Origin of the sequence: Vibrio sp. CJQ_6 (assembly GCF_043106745.1) — a bacterium.
GTDB lineage: Bacteria > Pseudomonadota > Gammaproteobacteria > Enterobacterales > Vibrionaceae > Vibrio > Vibrio furnissii.
Genome location: NZ_JBICMV010000008.1, coordinates 696,943 through 711,759, shown reverse-complemented (window position 1 = coordinate 711,759; position 14,817 = coordinate 696,943). Strand labels below are relative to the sequence as shown.

General features: G+C 49.8%; 16 protein-coding genes. 13 read left to right on the top strand and 3 right to left on the bottom strand.

The genetic code is table 11. The features are described from left to right. Positions 1-885, top strand: coding sequence for a MurR/RpiR family transcriptional regulator (locus ACF8PK_RS05470; RefSeq protein WP_392440426.1), 885 nt, complete (start codon positions 1-3; stop codon positions 883-885). Positions 886-958: 73 nt separating this feature from the next. Here the strand turns inward: ACF8PK_RS05470 and ACF8PK_RS05465 are convergent, their stop codons facing one another. After that, positions 959-1,465: a hypothetical protein gene (locus ACF8PK_RS05465; protein WP_392440424.1), complete on the bottom strand. Its 507-nt coding sequence runs from the start codon at positions 1,463-1,465 to the stop codon at positions 959-961. Between the two features lie 192 nt (positions 1,466-1,657). Here ACF8PK_RS05465 and ACF8PK_RS05460 point away from each other — a divergent pair, with 192 nt between their 5' ends. From ACF8PK_RS05460 to ACF8PK_RS05435, 6 genes are all read left to right on the top strand, one after another. Further along, the gene (locus ACF8PK_RS05460; protein ID WP_392440422.1) at positions 1,658-2,590 is read left to right on the top strand and encodes an NAD-dependent epimerase/dehydratase family protein; all 933 of its coding nucleotides are present in this window, start codon (positions 1,658-1,660) and stop codon (positions 2,588-2,590) included. Positions 2,591-2,654: 64 nt separating this feature from the next. Further along, entirely contained in the window at positions 2,655-3,725 is a 1,071-nt protein-coding gene (locus ACF8PK_RS05455) for a saccharopine dehydrogenase family protein (protein WP_392440420.1), read from the top strand. 191 nt (positions 3,726-3,916) lie between these two features. Further along, positions 3,917-4,249: a hypothetical protein gene (locus tag ACF8PK_RS05450; RefSeq protein WP_125894547.1), complete on the top strand. Its 333-nt coding sequence runs from the start codon at positions 3,917-3,919 to the stop codon at positions 4,247-4,249. A 434-nt stretch (positions 4,250-4,683) separates the two neighbouring features. Beyond that, a complete protein-coding gene (locus ACF8PK_RS05445; protein ID WP_004725572.1) occupies positions 4,684-4,896 on the top strand; it encodes a cold-shock protein in 213 nt (70 codons plus the stop codon). Positions 4,897-5,356: 460 nt separating this feature from the next. Next, positions 5,357-5,497, top strand: a complete 141-nt coding sequence (locus ACF8PK_RS05440) for a hypothetical protein (protein ID WP_004725570.1) — start codon at positions 5,357-5,359, stop codon at positions 5,495-5,497. 977 nt (positions 5,498-6,474) lie between these two features. Then, positions 6,475-7,608, top strand: coding sequence for a 5-methyltetrahydropteroyltriglutamate--homocysteine S-methyltransferase (locus ACF8PK_RS05435; protein ID WP_238809007.1), 1,134 nt, complete (start codon positions 6,475-6,477; stop codon positions 7,606-7,608). A gap of 81 nt (positions 7,609-7,689) precedes the next feature. On the opposite strand, the gene ACF8PK_RS05430 is transcribed toward ACF8PK_RS05435, so the two are convergent. Next, entirely contained in the window at positions 7,690-8,550 is an 861-nt protein-coding gene (locus tag ACF8PK_RS05430; RefSeq protein ID WP_143678914.1) for a DMT family transporter, read from the bottom strand. Between the two features lie 363 nt (positions 8,551-8,913). On the opposite strand from ACF8PK_RS05430, the gene ACF8PK_RS05425 reads away from it, so the two are divergent. The 5 genes from ACF8PK_RS05425 (at position 8,914) to ACF8PK_RS05405 (ending at position 13,832) form a co-directional block, all read left to right on the top strand. Then, positions 8,914-10,170, top strand: a complete 1,257-nt coding sequence (locus ACF8PK_RS05425) for an aromatic amino acid transport family protein (RefSeq protein WP_055466251.1) — start codon at positions 8,914-8,916, stop codon at positions 10,168-10,170. 262 nt (positions 10,171-10,432) lie between these two features. Then, complete coding sequence (locus ACF8PK_RS05420) at positions 10,433-11,377, top strand: HlyD family secretion protein (protein WP_392440416.1); 945 nt, start codon at positions 10,433-10,435, stop codon at positions 11,375-11,377. 8 nt (positions 11,378-11,385) lie between these two features. Next, positions 11,386-12,312, top strand: a complete 927-nt coding sequence (locus ACF8PK_RS05415; protein WP_392440414.1) for an ABC transporter ATP-binding protein — start codon at positions 11,386-11,388, stop codon at positions 12,310-12,312. Then, the gene (locus ACF8PK_RS05410; RefSeq protein WP_014204944.1) at positions 12,309-13,406 is read left to right on the top strand and encodes an ABC transporter permease; all 1,098 of its coding nucleotides are present in this window, start codon (positions 12,309-12,311) and stop codon (positions 13,404-13,406) included. The genes ACF8PK_RS05415 and ACF8PK_RS05410 overlap by 4 nt, the downstream gene beginning before the upstream one ends. Before the next feature lie 204 nt (positions 13,407-13,610). Further along, complete coding sequence (locus ACF8PK_RS05405; RefSeq protein ID WP_038151051.1) at positions 13,611-13,832, top strand: hypothetical protein; 222 nt, start codon at positions 13,611-13,613, stop codon at positions 13,830-13,832. 51 nt (positions 13,833-13,883) lie between these two features. Here the strand turns inward: ACF8PK_RS05405 and ACF8PK_RS05400 are convergent, their stop codons facing one another. Further along, positions 13,884-14,132: a DUF1289 domain-containing protein gene (locus ACF8PK_RS05400; protein ID WP_004725555.1), complete on the bottom strand. Its 249-nt coding sequence runs from the start codon at positions 14,130-14,132 to the stop codon at positions 13,884-13,886. A gap of 201 nt (positions 14,133-14,333) precedes the next feature. On the opposite strand from ACF8PK_RS05400, the gene ACF8PK_RS05395 reads away from it, so the two are divergent. Then, positions 14,334-14,777, top strand: coding sequence for an META domain-containing protein (locus tag ACF8PK_RS05395; protein ID WP_014204943.1), 444 nt, complete (start codon positions 14,334-14,336; stop codon positions 14,775-14,777). Positions 14,778-14,817: the final 40 nt, after the last annotated feature.

Genomic DNA, 14,817 nt, shown 5'->3' with positions numbered 1-14,817 from the left:
ATGAAAGATCCTCTCGATTTAACCACCTACAAACGGTTGGCAGAACAGCTCAAACCGTTTACCGAATCTGAAACGTTACTTCATTCATTTATTGTCGAACATTTCGAAGAGCTCTCTTACTACGGCATTATCGATTTGGCGCAAAAGGTGAAAGTGAGTAAAGCCACCATCGGGCGCTATCTCAATAAGCTTGGATACACCGGCTACGCCGCATTTAAAAGCGCCCTGACGCAAGATCAGATCGCCCAAACCTTCGTCGCCCCTATCGAAGCCAATAAAGCACGCGCGATGGTTCAAGGCACCGATACCAAAGAAGAAGCGTCACGCTATATTGGTAACGTGAGTCTGCTGATCGATCAATTTGCCGCAGAATTGAAAATTGATGAGTTGGAAGCGCTCGCCAAACGGATTGCCGACAAACGCCGCACCATTTACGTGGTCGGGCCCGCATCATCGCGAGCGCTGGCCATCCATTTCTCCACCCTCTTGAAATATAATCGCTCGGAAGTGGTGTTGCTGCCGTTAGATAAAGGTGAACTACCCAAGGCGTTGCTGGGTATTAAAGAAAATGACGTGTTGCTGGCGTTCTCGTATTACCGATTCAACCCAGTGGTGCTGGATATCACCAAATACTTTCACAGTAAAAAAGCCTACGTCACGGTGGTGACCAACACCTATTCCAACCCGTACGCCATCTACAGTGACGCGCAATATGTGCTGCCGAGTGACGTCGATTCGATCTTCCACAGTCGAACCATTGGTTTTTTGTTCGTTGAATTGCTGCTGTTTTTGATTCAGCGTGAGTCGCGCAACGATGATAACTTCGAAGAACTGGAAAGCTTGTTCAAGTTCTTCGGCACCTTTTCATCGCTTGAGTTTAAATAGCGCTTCCCTTCACGCCGCATGATAACGCCATGAGCAGGTCCCGCGCCTGCCTCATGGCCTTGATTGCCGGTCCTTATGACTCGTCGGCGGCTTGCTCGGCAAGGGCGTGCGCCCGCTGAATTTTCATCGTAATCGCATCAATCAGCACTTCGGCTTTGCGTTGATCACGCACGTAAAAGCGCTTCACCACTTGCCCTGAATCATTGTTGAGCTGCACGATGTACCACTCGTTTTGGCGATACAGCATCGGCGTCTGCAATGCATTGAAATAGAGCTGCACGTTTAAGCTTCTCTCTTTGGCGCGAATCGCAACGCCCCCAACGGCCACACTGCCGGAAAACGTCGAGTGGGATGTTGTGATCGTTTCGCGCACCACACCGTCATCCAGCATCAGGTACTCTTCCGTCACGACGATGGTTTCTGGGCGAAGGTTGACTGGCTGCGCCATGATGACCTCTTCAATGATCACATCCGGCGACTCCATCAATGCGCCGGGCTCTGGCGTATAAGGAATAACGTGAGTACTGCAGCCGCTCAGCACTAGCAGGGTAAAACTGACCAGCCAATGTTTGATGGACATCCCGTGCTCCTTTCTCGTAGTCGGCAATGACTCGACTATAAAGCACTCGTAAGCAAAATACTGCTTCTTGTGCTGCGGAATTTATCTAATCTTGCTTTAGGGACAAGGGAATTTAAACATTGCCGCTTGACCTTCAACTTCACTTTAACCTTAGGATAAGCATCACACCCAGCGTAATTGAGGACATCCTGTATGCAAACCATCTTAGGCGCCAACGGTCAGATTGGCCGCGAGTTAGCACTGAGCCTGAAACGCGACTTTACCAGCGAGATTCGTTTGGTCAGCCGCCACCCACAAAAAGTGAATGATTCAGACCAACTGATGGCTGCCGACCTGCTGGATCGCGCACAAACTTCGCAAGCAGTAGCGGGCTCTGAAATTGTCTATCTCACCGCTGGTCTCCCCATGGATACACAGTTGTGGGTGGAACAATGGCCGGTACTGATGCGCAACGTCATTGATGCGTGCATCGAACACGGTGCGAAGTTAGTCTACTTCGACAACACATACATGTACCCACAAACGGCCGCCCCGCAACGAGAAGATGCACCGTTTGAACCTTATGGTGCCAAAGGCAAAGTGCGGGCGCAGATCACCACCCTCTTGCTTGATGCCATGCAGCAAGGCCAACTTGACGCCATGATTTGTCGCGCGCCGGAGTTTTATGGCCCGGGGAAAACCCAAAGCATCACCAACAGCACCGTCATCGATAACCTCTTAGCAGGCAAAGCCGCCAAGCTATTTATTCGCGATGATGTCAAACGCAGCCTGATCTACACGCCAGATGCCAGCCGAGCGATGGCTCTACTGGGCAACACGCCCGATGCGTATGGTCAAACGTGGCATCTACCTTGCGATGATGAACGCCTGACGTATAAAGAATTCGTCCAGTTGGCAGCGAAAACCTTTGGCGTCAAACCGAACTATCGTGTCCTCAAACCTTGGCTGCTCTGGATCGCGGGGAAATTCAACCCAACCGTGCGCGACGCGGCTGAGCTGCTACCTCGCTATCACGTCGACAACGTGTTTATTTCCGACAAGTTTAAGCGCCGTTTCCCCGAATTTACCGTGACACGTTTTGAACAAGGATTGGCAACCATTGCGCAAGAGCGCCAAGCATCCTAAACATCAAACCCAAACCGCCCCCGAACTCACACGGGAGCGAGCAGAGCCGATTGGAGAAGATTCGATGACCACCCAAACACCCACTAAGCGCTGGATGATTTACGGCGCCTACGGCTATACCGGAGAGCTCATTGCCCGCGAAGCCGTCAAACGTGGCCTAACGCCTATCTTGGCTGGGCGAGATGCAGAAAAAACTGAGCGGTTGGCACAAGCACTTCACTTGGAAGCAAGAGCATTCGCCTTGGATGACGACGCCCTTGTGGTGGAACAACTACAAGATTGTGCATTGGTTCTTAACTGTGCGGGGCCATTTTCGTCCACCGCCCATAAAATGATGTCTGCATGCTTAAACGCCTCGACCCATTATCTGGATATCACAGGCGAGATTGACGTGTTTGAATGGGCGCAATCACATCATTCACACGCCCAAGCGGCCAACGTCATTTTATGTCCTGGTGTCGGGTTTGATGTCATTCCGACCGACTGCGTGGCAGCGGCCTTGAAAGCGGCATTACCAGACGCCACACACTTAAGCCTTGGGTTTGACTCTCGATCCAGCTTTTCTCCAGGCACCGCAAAGACGTCCGTCGAAGGCTTGGCACAAGGAGGGAAAGTTCGTCGTGACGGTCGCATCATCAACGTACCGCTCGCCTACGAGGTACGAACCATAGATTTCGGCGATGGCGAAAAACCCGCCATGACCATTCCTTGGGGCGATGTTTCAACCGCTTATCACACCACGGGGATTGAAAACATCGACGTCTTTATTCCCGGCTCGCACGCCATGATCGCCAATGCCAAACGCGCCAACTATCTGCGTCCATTCCTTGGCTTGCGTTGGGTTCAGAATGTGATCAAGGCTCACATCGCACGAACGGTTCAAGGCCCCAATGAACAAACGCGCTCATCCATGCCAACGTATGTGTGGGGGGAAGCGACGAATGCCCGTGGGGAACACAAAACTGCGCGAATACAAACGGCCAACGGCTATAGCTTAACCATCACAGGCTCACTTGCGGTGGTCGACTTCGTATTACAACAAGCGCCAAACGGCGGCAGTTATACGCCAGCGCGTTTAATGGGAGCAGAACTGGTCACGCAACTGCCCGAGTCTGGACCACTTGTCATCTGTTGAAGACCAACCGTAACAGGTCAAGTGGCAAACCTTGGCGCATCGTCAGAACGCATTTCTGCCTGTATTCAGCCCAAAGGAAGCGCTGCAAAATGTGGTGTATATTAAGTAATGAATCACCAGTCTTCGTTAAACGTATCCGCGCGCGTCAATTTGCGCTACGTTCAAAGAACCCCCTCGCTTGGAGAAGAGCTATGGCTGATATCATCGATTACTCACTCAATGAAATTCGTCTTGAACTTAGAGAGCGCTTGACCACATTGCTGGCGGCTTCCTCACTCGCACAACAAGCTTGCCTTCCTCGACTCACCACACTCATCACCTATTATTTGGTGTACGAAGAAGGAGAATTGAGTTTTGAGCACTTCATTGCCCAGCTCAGCAAACCGGAAAATCAGTGGCGCTGCTTTATGATTTTTGGATCGTCCTTACCCGAACACGAACTGCACGAATTGCTCGAGACCTCGGTTCAGCATCAAGAAGAGCTGGACGACATGATGGTGTCTCTGGGCATGTACCTGCCCTAACTAACCATATCATCATGCCAACATGCTAACATCCGCGCCGTCCAGACGGCGCTTTTTGTTTCGAATCACAAGGGCACGCAGAATGATGCTGCCACAGCATTGGCGCCCTTTTGCTTCACTGTTGCATCTGTTGAACCTTGAGATTGCACTGGTTTTATCGGAGTTTTATCTGCTTTTAAAGCCCACCCTTACATCCGAGTAACAAATATTTACCTAACGATTGAAAATAATGCTGTTCATTATGCGTTTAACCTGTATAGTAGCGCTCAGCTCTTACCACTGAGCTATTAGTGATACATTTAAAGTTCTCTCAGTCATCTTTCGATACCCTTCGTATAGCTCCTGCGACAGCTCCAATAGATAGTCCATTTAATAGCTTTTGTTATCAGCGCATATAAACTTTGTAACAATTTAAAATATATATAGAGGTATCTATGTCTAACAAAATGACTGGTTCTGTAAAATGGTTCAACGAAACTAAAGGTTTCGGTTTCATCACTCAAGACAACGGTGGCAATGATGTATTCGTACACTTCGCTTCTATCGTTTCTGAAGGTTTCAAAACTCTGGCTGAAGGCCAGCGTGTAAGCTTTGACGTTGAACAGGGCAAAAAAGGCCCTCAAGCGGCAAACGTAGTAGCACTATAAGTGCCAGTAGCGTGGCGCCTGCCGCCACGCTATCTACCCAAAAGCGATTCACGTTTACACCTTCCCCGGCTCTACCTGTCCAACGATAATTCCGTTCTAACCCCCGTTTTATTCGATCGTACATTCCAAAGCCCACTTGTCGTCTTGCCTTTTTTAGGTTCGAAGAGCGAACAAGCGATCTGGTGATTGATTCATCTGAATGTCATCTCGATAAAATAATATTTCGTGGAACTTTGAAAACATTCAATTCAATTGAAAGTCTTCAATTAAACAATTGTCGCGGAACTTTGTCGTGTCTGAAAAACTCTAAAGACCGGACATAAAAATAGAATGTTGATTTTTGTTGGCGATCAGAATTGAAAAATACTTGTCGAACAAAGGTCACAAATTAGGCGAGTTTTCTGTCCTTTCGAATTTAACCGTCTAGAATCGATTTATTCAACAAGACAGAAATTAACTTATGCCGAAGAAAGAAAAAAAGAAAGCGGAAGATAAAGTGATACTTCCGGAAGATAAAAAAACGCTCACGGAACATCAAACTCGAAAACGTATCGAGGATATTCTAGAGCAACGTAAATTCGATGATTTGTTCGAGCTATAAACGCGAAAACGATTATCACACGTCAACGTTCGTCGTCGTGACCTCGCGTGTCACTGCACCGTATTGGTGAACAGCAAGCGGCAATTCTGTGCCCTTTTTTGCGCGGCGAACGGTGATATAGACGCGAGAACGCGTTTTCACTGAAGTGAACGTTAACAATCAGTAGCAAGCATGTTAGGCGTAACTACCCGCAATGAAACAACTTCTTGCTTTTTGTACGCACTTTGGTGTAAGAATATGAATATTCGGTGACAAGTAGGCACGGAACTTGATTGACATTTTTCTGTCATACGACATGGGTAACGTAAACCCGAATGAAGACAAACGTCATCGAAACAAAATTTGGTGAGTCAAAATAAACTCACTCAAGCCGTTATGGATATTCCATAACATGTAAGCCGCTCCCAGAAAAAAGAAACGGGGGCAAATCAGTAAACCTTAAACAATAAGCTCAAAAAGAGCGTTACTTATAAAGGAGATTACTATGAAAAAAATGAGACGTGCTCAGCTGCATCGTGTTCGCATCCAGTACTGGAAAGACACCAAAGCAGAGAAAAAATCATAGTTAAACGCCGTTAGGCACTCGAGAACTGGTAATACCGAAACCTCACATCATTACCAGTTCAAATCACCCTCCTTCATTTCGAACTCACGCCACTCTGGCTCCTCACATCGCTCTGATTCCGTCATATCAGACAGCAGCCCAAAGGGTGTATGAGAGCTCGAAATGAAGGTACATACGTCACCAACATTTCTTTTATTTTCCCCAACGAGCTCCACCGCCAATTTCAGACTTCGTCATTGAATGGCATGACATTCATCTCTTTAGAAACACACTACCATTTTCCAAATATGCATCCCCTTCGTGCCGCAAGGTGAATTTATTTCATGGTGCGCATGAACAAAAACGGATTAACAAGACGTCTAGCCATCCATTAATCTAGTCTCATTGATACGACACACTAGAGGTAACCATCATGGCTTCACGCCCCCCTTTTCGCACTGACACCGTCGGCAGTTATCTACGCCCGGCTTTTCTCCATCAGGCACGCCGTGATTTCGCTCAAGGGAAGATCGACCGCACACAACTCACCCAAATTGAAGATCGAGCGATTCTAGACTTGGTTGAACAACAAAAAGCGGCGGGCATTCAGGCGATCACCGATGGCGAGTTCCGCCGAGGTTTCTGGCACATCGATTTTCTAGAAAACTTGCATGGGATTGAAGGCTACACGCCTGATGCTGGTTACAACCAAACCTTTCATGGCAAAGCTGCGCCCGCTTATAACATTCGCGCGACTTCACGAATCGCGTTCAATCCTGAGCATCCCTTTCTCGCACATTTCGACTTTCTGCTCAAAGCCGTTGGTGACGATGAAGGCAACTTGGCCAAAGCGACAATTCCAAGCCCAACGATGATTTTGCGCCAAGAGATTCTGGCCAACGATGGGTCGTCACGCATTCATGACATCTACCCTGATCTGGCATTGTTTTATCAAGACCTCGCACAAACCTACCGTGATGCGATTCAAGCGTTCTACGCGCATGGCTGCCGTTACTTACAGTTCGACGACACCAACTGGGCATTTCTGATTGATGCCGACAAGCGCAAGAGCCTAGAAGCAAAAGGCATCAATCCCGATGAGATAGCGCAGATCTGCACGCGCATCATTAATGATGCCCTGCGCGATAAACCAAACGATCTGATTGTAACGACGCACATTTGCCGCGGAAACCATGCCTCGTCTTGGCTGTTTTCCGGTGGCTATGAACCGGTCGCCGAAGCCCTGTTCGCCACGCATTACGATGGTTTCTTTTTGGAATACGACTCTGAACGTTCCGGCGATTTCGCCCCGCTGCGCCATTGGTCAAACACCAACAGCCAGATTGTCCTTGGCTTAATCACCTCGAAGTTTCCTGAATTAGAACAGGCCGAGCAGATCAAAGCTCGCATTCACGAAGCCACACGCTACGTGCCGCTAGAGAATCTGTGCATCAGCCCGCAATGTGGATTTGCCTCGACTGAAGAGGGCAACAAACTGACCGCCGAGGAGCAATGGGCGAAGATTCGCTTCCTCAAAGAAATTGAACATCAAGTGTGGGCGTCATAAGCCCATTGAATGTGACAGCGGCGTTATTCAGATGACGCCGCCATCAAGCGACATGCCGTTATGGGCAATACCTTTCAGCCATTAGCGTCGCAAGTTGCTGATGCGATATAGCAACAGTGAGCTCAGCAGCAGCACACAACCCACGATTTTGTTCAGCGGCATAGATTCACTGTAAATCCAAACGCTGAGCAACATCGTCCACACCGGTTCAAGCAGCATCAAGATTGCGGCGTTGGTTGGGTTCGCGTGCTTTTGTCCGACGGTTTGCATCAGATAACGCAAACTGGTCGCCAGCAACACGCTCAGGCCAAACCATTTCCAGGTTTCGCCGCTCACCACCTGCGGCCAATCTTCAACCGCGTAAGAGAGCAGCAACCCCAAGCAACCTGTGGTAAACAGCTGCAACGTGGTCAGCAACATCGGTGGCAGCTTGGCTGAATATTGACTGTTAAAATTGAAATGCATTGCCAAACCAACCGCAGCAAGCAAAAACCACAACTGACTAGCGGCAACACGCCATTCACCGTTCCATGCCAACAAAAATAGCCCCACAATCGCGATCGGCAAGGATGTCCAGAACGCGCGGTTCGGTTTGTTGCCAAACAGTGGCCAAGCCACCAACGGCACAAACAGCATCGACAAGCTCATGATGAAGGCCCCCTCACCGAGTGTGTCACTGATGGCGATGGCGTAAATCCAACAGAAGATCGAACCGCCGAGAAAAACGCCGACCCCCATTGAACGCAGAATATCGCCCAGTGACGCCCTGCGCAGCGCTGGCAGGCAGAACGGCAAAAGAATAAGTGACGCGGTCACGAATCGTAACCCGATAAAGCCAAATGGAGGCAGCCCCTGAATGGCTTGTTTAGAGAATACCCACCCAGCTGCGGCAAGCAGTGTGGTCAAGACAAGAATGATTTCGGCGCGCAGGTTAGCAAACATGGTGAATTGTTATAATTGTAAATGAGGCAGACCACGATTGTGCGGCAAATTGCACAACAACTCCATAGGTAAAATTGCTTTTATTTCTGCACGTTAGAAAAGCGTGGCGACAGAACAATCAACTTCTCACGACACAACGCGTTAACATCTCAGACAATCTGAAAAATAGTTAATTTTTAGATTTAAATTCCAGTTTAAGCTCCAAAAACCAGAACTATATACTGGTTTTATGAAAAATTCATAGTTTCAAACATTAGCACATCGCCTTTGCACCAGTGGATATGACCAGTATCACAATATGATCACATCAACTAAAAGGAGTAGGATTCTCAACATTATTATTCTTATATGGACTTCCATTCAGTGAAAGAATCTCAAGACGTTTTGGATTTTAGTGTTTCTAAAACGACATCCTCCTGGAATAAACACGACACACACTGGCTACTGAGCCTGTTCGGAACCGCAGTAGGCGCCGGCATTCTTTTCCTTCCAATCAACATTGGTCTCGGTGGTTTTTGGCCGTTGGTCCTCATGGCCGTGCTGGCTTTTCCCATGACCTTTCTGGCACACCGAGGGCTGGCGCGTTTCGTTCTATCTTCTGAACGGGCCGATGCCGATTTCACCGACGTTGTAGAAGAACACTTTGGCGCCAAAGCGGGCCGTTTAATCTCCCTGCTCTACTTCTTGTCGATTTTTCCGATTTTGCTGATTTATGGTGTCGGGCTCACCAACACCGTGGATAGTTTTCTCGTCAACCAAGCGCAGATGAGTCCGCCACCGCGCGAACTGCTGTCGGGCGTGTTGGTGTTTAGCCTGATCGCCATTATGCTGGGTGGCGAAAAGATCATGCTACGCGCGTTTGCGGCGATGGTGTATCCACTGGCGGCCATTCTTGCGGCGCTGTCGTTTTACCTCGTGCCTTACTGGACCATGCCCTCGTTGGCACTGCCACCGCTGAGCGATTTCACACAAACCGTGTGGCTTGCGGTGCCAGTGGTGGTGTTTTCCTTTAGCCATGCCGCGGCCATTTCCAGTTTTGCCAACATTCAACGTCGTCACTACAAAGCAGACGCGGTGAGCAAATCAGAGCAAATTCTCAAACGCACCAGCATCATGTTGATTGCGTTCGTGCTGCTGTTTGTCTTCTCATGCGTGCTGGCCTTGTCCCCACAGCAGTTGATTGAAGCCAAAGCACAAAACGTATCGGTGTTGTCTTATCTGGCGAACGCGACGCACAATCCATTCATTGCCACCTTGGGGCCTTTGGTGGCGTTTGTGGCGATCACCTCCTCATTCCTCGGTCATTTCTTGGGTGCGCGTGAAAGCCTCAATGGTCTAATCACCAAGCACACACGCTTATCCGCTCGCACCGCCGATAAAGTGGGCATCGCGTTTATGTTTGTCGCCATCTGGTTTGCAGCCGTCATGAACCCAAGCATTCTTGGCATGATGGAGGCGCTCTCTGGCCCCGTAATTGCGATGATTCTGTTTATCATGCCGATGATTGCGGTGTACCGCGTGAAAGCCCTGCACCCCTACAAGCAACGGTTGAGCACTTACTTTGTGCTATTCGTCGGTGTATTGGCCGTCTCCGCGCTGGTGTTCAGCCTGACGCGCTAATCCCCTGCTCAAACGGCTCACTCGGTGGGCCGTTTCACGTTTTAACACGCCGAAACCGCTCCCTCTCTTCGCTTCATCCTTCGCTCCCGCTTCTCGCTATTCCACAACAACACGTTTTTGATGAATAAATCTGGTTTGGTAATTCACAGAGTTCGCCAATAATGAATGCGACAAATGGCTTATCTAACATAAACTTGTTGTAACGATGAAACGAATCCCTTTGCACTTTGTGCCCCATAACTATTTTTCTAAGGAGCAGATCATGAAACGAGGTTTAACGCTGTCGCTTTTCATTCTGCTGCTCTCCGGTTGCAGCCCAGACAACGACAATCAAGCGTTGGGAACGCTGGAACGCGACCGCGTGACGCTCTCAGCAACCAGTAACGAAATCATTCGCCAACTGCCCGTCAAAGAAGGCAGCGAAGTCCAAGTGGGCGATGTATTGGTTCAATTGGATGACGCCACGCAGCAAGCCATGCTCGCACAAGCCATTGCGCAGCGAGCCAAAGCCGCCGCGTCGCTGGCCAAACTCACCAATGGTGAACGCCCGGAAGACATTGCTGTGGCACAAGCTCGCGTCTCACGAGCAACTGCGCAACTCACTGAAGCGGAGAAGAACTTTCGCCGCATCTCGGAACTGGTCTCCAAACGCTTGATCAGTCAGTCGGAAAAAGACAGCGCCGTCTCAGTGCGTGATTCTGCACGCGCTGAACTCGATTCCGCCAAAGAGGAGTTTGCCAAACTCACCGCAGGTGCGCGTGTTGAAGAGATCGAACAAGCCAAAGCTGAACTTGCGGCGGCCGAAGCCAATGTGACGTTGCAGCAACAGAAATTGAGTGAGCTGACCGTGGTCGCCACCCGCAACGGTATTCTCGACAACCTGCCGTATAACTTAGGCGAACGGGTTTCCGTCGGCAGCATCGTGGCCGTGGTACAGGCCGACAGCGTGCCTTACGCGCGCGTGTACGTTCCAGAGCGTTTTCGCGCACAATGGACCGCCGGCAAAAACGTGACCGTGCATGTCGATGGCGTTGCCGAAGACTTTCAAGGCAGCGTACGCTGGGTCGCGAATGAACCCTCGTTCACGCCCTATTACGCCCTCACCGAAAACGAACGCGCGCGCCTGATGTACCTTGCGGAAGTCGATTTACCCGTGTCGGCTCAATCGTTGCCATCGGGCATTCCAGCCCAAGTGGATTTACCGTAGGAGTGGGTATGAGCGATCTTGCCATTCACGCTCAAGACGTGATGAAAAAATTCGGTGATTTCACCGCCATTGAAGGCATTAATCTTCGTGTGCCCAAAGGCAGCATTTACGGTTTTCTTGGCCCAAACGGCTGTGGCAAATCCACCACCATTCGCGTCCTCACTGGGCTGTTGAGCCCCACCGAAGGCCACGTCAACGTGTTGGGGCTCGACATTCCACGTCAATCGGAAGCATTGCGGCTGAAGATTGGTTACATGACGCAAAAATTTTCGCTCTATGACGACCTGAGTGTGCAGGAGAACCTGCAATTCATCGGCCAGATTTTTGGCATGAACCGCAAAGAACTCAACGCCAGAACCAACGAACAACTGAAAACCTACGGGCTGGATGAACGCCGCAAACAGCGCGTGGGCGGCATGAGCGGCGGCCAAAAGCAGCGTTTAGGCTTAGCGGCGGCCACCATGCACCGTCCTGAATTGCTGTTTTTGGATGAACCTACCTCCGCAGTCGATCCGGAAAATCGGCGCGAATTTTGGGAACAGTTGTTCGATCTCTCTTCGCAAGGCACCACCATTTTGGTCACCACACATTACATGGACGAAGCCGAGCGCTGCCATCGACTTGCAATCATGGAAGCGGGCGAGATTCGCGCCGACGATGAACCCGAAAAACTGATGCAACAGATGGGCGTGACGGTGGTAGAAGTGAAAGCGCCTCATCTGCGCAAGCTCAAAGAAATGTTACTCAGCAAACCGGAAGTTCGCTCCGCCGCGCAACTGGGCATTCGCCTGCGTGTATTGATCCATCGTCAGGTGCAAGACCCGATTGCGTGGCTGCGCCAAACCGTGCCCGAATTGGCGCATGCGGAAATGGCGATTGCACGCCCCAGTTTGGAAGATGTGTTCGTGACCGTGACAGGAAAAGGCCGCCAATGAATTCTCTCTATCGTATCAAAGCGGTGATGGTGAAAGAGTTTCGTCAGCTGTCCCGCGACCGCATTACTTTCGGCATGGTGGTGATGATTCCACTCATTCAGCTCATTCTGTTTGGGTTTGCCATCAACACCGATGTGCGCAACATTCCGGTTGCCGTGGTTGATCAAAGCCAGTCGACGTTTGGCCGCTTGCTGACAGAATCGATCAAAGTCAGCCAAGTGGTTGACTTGACTCATGCTTACACCACACCCGCCGAGGCGGAGCAAGCCATTGCCAAAGGCGAGGTGCGCGCGGCGTTGATTCTGCCCAAAGACCTCACCCGACGAGTGCAAGATGGGCGCGAATTGGGTCAGTGGATTGTAGACGGCTCCGACACCATGATCGCCAGCGCGATTTCGGGGCTGAAAAATATGCCGCTGCAAGACTTCGATTTCGACATCAAACCCGCCGCGACACCGACGTTTGAAGTCACCCTGTTCTACAACCCAAGCCGACGAGCAGCCGTCAATATTGTGCCCGGTTTGCTGGGCGTAATTCTGACCATGACGATGATCTTGTTTACCAGCGCGGCCATCGTTCGCGAACGGGAACGGGGAAACCTTGAACTGCTGATCACCACGCCAGTGCATTCGATTGAGTTGATGATCGCCAAAATCGTGCCTTATATCTTTGTCGGGCTGATTCAAGTGTTCATTATTCTCGGATTGGGGCACGCCATTTTCGATGTGCCGATTAACGGTTCACTGAGTCAGATTCTGTTTGGCACCTTGTTGTTTATTTCTGCCAGTTTGACGCTGGGTTTGATGATCTCCACCGTTGCGTCAACCCAACTGCAAGCGATGCAGATGACGGTGTTTATTCTGTTGCCTTCAATTCTGCTGTCGGGTTTTATGTTTCCGTATGAAGGCATGCCTGTGGTGGCGCAGTGGATTGCCGAAGTGTTGCCAGCCACGCACTTCATGCGCTTGATTCGCGGGATTGTGCTGCGCGGCGCTGATTTGATGGATCTGTGGAAAGACACGCTGTGGCTTGGTGTTTTCACCCTCTTTGGTCTGTTTTTTGCTTCGATGCGCTTTAAAAAGTCCCTCGACTGACACCAGTGTGCCATGCAATTTTGTCCTTTTATCGCGGCAAACGAATCATCGCCATCTAATACATCATCCCAGCCAATGACTGGAATTGCTGTTTAATTGAGCACCAAAATGCATTAGAAAATATATGGCAAGCCTCCTATTGACGAATTAGTGACCAAGATCTAACTTTTTAAACTAGTCGTCATAATAAAGTGGAGGTCCCCAATGAAACGCGCTAGCCCTAGTTTTCGTCTTCAAATGATCAAAGAGGTTGCTACTCGAAAGCAATCGGACTGTATTGACCCAATGGCGAACTACATTCGAACGATGCTCTCGGACACCAAGAAAGCTAAACCTCAATCAGAAGCGAAACGGAATTTCAGCGGTGTGCACTTTGATGAGCACGCAGGCGGCTGGGTCGATGACAACTGGGGTTTAAAGTCATAAGCCGCGATGAATGATGTTTAGGCTAGTGCATCCAGAGCCCTAGCCTAAGCGTTAAAACAGCTCTTGTTGCGGGCTGCTTGGTTCCGCAGCAGGTTCAGCACCTTTTCGCTCGGCCATGCGTTTTCGGTAATAGCGCTGGCGACATAACTTAATCACATGCAACTGCTCCGCCGGCGTCATCTCTAACCAGCGAAAGCGCTCTTCCCTCTTACGCATACAGCCACGGCAGTAACCTTTTTCATCCACCGTGCAAATGCCAACACATGGGCTTGGGACTTGAAAAAACTCGAGTTGTTCCATGAATACGCGATTGTCCTTCCATCCGACTTGGGGCACGACTGCGAATCACTCTCCGCGCGCCATGAAATATAAGCCACTGTTATCAATAACAATTCCATTAATTTTTACATCACGTTGCATATTAAACTATGACCTTATGCTGACATGATGCTGGGTTTATTGACTATACTGACCGCGTTTTCCACATTTGGAGTGAATCCTATGAAGCTTAGTTCAAAATCATTACTTGCCGCAATGGCTATGCCTGTTCTGTTAGCGGCTTGTGCAAGCAATGGTGACGATGTGCAAATTACCGCAGCGGATCTGCAACATCATAACTGGCAGTTGACTCAAATTGATGGCCAAGACATCGTAAAAAATGAACACTACGATGCACCTCGCCTTGAGATTGGTGAAAAAATGATGGCAAGCGGTAACGCTGGCTGCAACAACTTCTTTGGTCAAGCAGAGCTGAAAGACAACCGCCTACGCATTGAAAAAATGGGCATGACCATGAAGATGTGTATTGGCGACGTGATGGATACGGAACAAGCGGTATCTCAATCTTTGATGGATTGGAACGACGTAACGCTCACCAAAGACGCGTTGACGCTGAAAAACGATGTTCACACGCTCACATTTACGTTGCGTGACTGGGTAAACTAATCCCCACCAAGTAATCGATTCTATTCAAAGGCAGCCCATC